This is a genomic window from Streptomyces sp. GbtcB7 (genome assembly GCF_019091445.1).
GTDB lineage: Bacteria > Actinomycetota > Actinomycetes > Streptomycetales > Streptomycetaceae > Streptomyces > Streptomyces mirabilis.
The window spans coordinates 1-360 of the sequence record NZ_JAGXJM010000178.1 but is presented as its reverse complement, the minus strand read 5'-3'; the positions used below and the strand labels follow the sequence as shown (position 1 = coordinate 360).

Genomic DNA, 360 nt, shown 5'->3' with positions numbered 1-360 from the left:
TTCTCAAACAACGACCAACCACCCATCACCCCGAACCTTCCGGTTCGAGTGCACTGGGGCCGGCACTGAAGGCAGCCAACAATCGGCCGTACCCTCAGACACCCAACAGCGTGCCCGGCACCCCCGCCACTCATGATCAGCTTTCCACGCCCCGAAGAGCAGTACTCACAGCCTAAGATGACTGAAGATGCCGAATAATCAACGTTCCACCCATGAGCAACCAGCATCAGACATTCGCCGATGTACTGGCCTCTGACCTCACCCCGGAGGGATCGGTAAGAAGTGCTCCTTAGAAAGGAGGTGATCCAGCCGCACCTTCCGGTACGGCTACCTTGTTACGACTTCGTCCCAATCGCCAGT

Annotated in this window: 1 rRNA gene; it reads right to left on the bottom strand. The window is 57.5% G+C overall.

Annotated elements, in window-relative coordinates:
* Positions 1-293: 293 nt before the first annotated feature.
* Positions 294-360: ribosomal RNA gene (locus tag KVT44_RS55745) — 16S ribosomal RNA — on the bottom strand; the annotation flags it as partial.